The 1,683-nt window shown below is 73.9% G+C and carries 2 protein-coding genes; both read right to left on the bottom strand.

Annotated elements, in window-relative coordinates; all coding sequences use genetic code 11:
• Window positions 1-116 precede the first annotated feature (116 nt).
• Window positions 117-1,358 (bottom strand): cytochrome P450, encoded by a 1,242-nt coding sequence (locus EF918_RS35460; RefSeq protein ID WP_125652946.1) that lies wholly within the window; start codon window positions 1,356-1,358, stop codon window positions 117-119.
• A 44-nt stretch (window positions 1,359-1,402) separates the two neighbouring features.
• Window positions 1,403-1,683 (bottom strand): Ig domain-containing protein (locus tag EF918_RS35455; RefSeq protein ID WP_185922090.1); only part of this gene is annotated, 281 nt, incomplete at its 5' end.

Below are 1,683 nucleotides of genomic sequence, written 5' to 3'. Positions count from 1 at the left end.
CCGGACGGCTGTCCCCGCCCCCGGAGGAGGGGCAGCAGCCGGAGCCCCCGCGCCACGTCCCCTTGGATCCGCCGGGACTGGGCGGCCTGTGACCCTGGACCTGGGCCACGAACGGCCTAGGGGCGGGTGAGCCGGACCGGGAGGGTCTCGACGCTGTTGCCGATGAAGCTGCGCTGGTGGGGCAGTTCGGGCTCCGGCACGGCGAGGTCGAGGTCCGGGAAGCGGGTGAAGAGCCGTTCCAGGGCGATGGTGGCCTCCAGGCGGGCGAGCGGTGCGCCGACGCAGTAGTGGGCCCCGTGGCCGAAGGAGAGGTGGCGTGCCGCCCCGGCGCGGGTCACGTCGAACCGGCCGGCGTCGTCCCCGTGGGCGCGCGCGTCGCGGCCGGCCGCGGTGTAGCCGGCGAGGACCGGGGTGCCGCGCGGGACGACGGTCCCGCCGAGTGCGAGGTCGCGGGTCGGGTAGCGGAAGGGGAACCAGCTGACCGGCCCGTCCCAGCGCAGGGTCTCGTCGACCACGTCGTTCCAGCCGGCCTTGCCCTCCAGGACCAGGGCGAGCTGGTCGCGGTGGGTGCACAGGGCGCGGACCGCGTTGCTGATGAGGTTCAGGGTGGTCTCGTGGCCGGCGACGAGCATCAGCCGCATGGTGCCGACGAGTTCGGACTCGCTGAGCCGGTCGCCGTCCGCCTCGCGGGCGGCGATGAGGGCGCTGGTGAGGTCGTCGCCGGGGTGTGCGCGGCGGGCGGCGGCGATGGTGGCGATCACCTCGACCAGTTCCTTGGCCGCCGCCATGGTCTCGGCGGGGGTGATGTCGGTGGCGATGATGACCTTGTACGAGAGCTCGTGCAGCCGCTCGCGGTACTCGGGGTCCACGCCCAGCAGTTCGCAGATCACGCTCATCGGCAGCGGCAGGGCCAGGTGGGTGCGCAGGTCCGCCACCCCGTCCGGGGCCTCGGCGGCGGCCCGGTCGAGGTCGTCGAGGAAGCCGGCGGTGAGTTCCTCGATGCGCGGGCGGAGCCGTTCGACCTGGCGGGCGGTGAAGGCGTTGCCGACCAGGGAGCGCAGCCGGCGGTGGTCCTCTCGGTCTGCGGTGTGCATGCCCTGGGCCTGGGCGAAGACCCGCAGCGGCCAGTCGGGGGCTATGGCGCCTTCCTGGAGGGCGGTGAAGTGCCGGGCGTCCTTGGCCACATCGGGGTGGCCGAGGAACTCCTTGAGTTCCTCGTGCCCGAGGACGACTGCACCCGGGACCCCGCCGGGGAGGACCACCTGTGCCACGGGGGCGTGCTCGCGCAGCCGGGCGTTGAGGGCGTGGGGGCACCCACCGGCGGGATCGATGCGGTACGGCTCGGTCTGTTCGCTCATTCTGCGAACAGTGCAGGGTGGCCGGGGAGTTGTTCAAGTCCGTCTCACCACCAGGTGAGGGTGAGGGGGAAGGTGGTGCGGGCGGTGACCGGGGTGGCGTCGGTGGCGGTCACGGTGATCTGGACGGTGCCGCTGCCCCAGGGCTTGCCGCTGAGGCGTCCGGTGGCGGCGTCGAGGCCCAGGCCCCAGGGCAGTCCGGTGGCGCTCCAGCGGACGGGTGCCTTGCCGCCGGTGGCGGTGAGCTGCACGGTGCAGGACTGGTTGACCTTGCAGGCCTGCGGGCCCGGGTCGCTGATCCGGAGCTCCCCGGGGGCGGGGGTGGGGG

The organism is Streptomyces sp. WAC06614 (assembly GCF_003949795.1).
GTDB lineage: Bacteria > Actinomycetota > Actinomycetes > Streptomycetales > Streptomycetaceae > Streptomyces.
The sequence above is the reverse complement of the archived record's forward strand: the minus strand, read 5'-3'. Positions and strand labels throughout refer to the sequence as shown.

What these genes read in the sequence shown, in the direction of transcription:
- EF918_RS35460 (WP_125652946.1), bottom strand. Translation starts at nt 1,358, where the DNA reads ATGAGCGAACAGACCGAGCCGTACCGCATCGATCCCGCCGGTGGGTGC.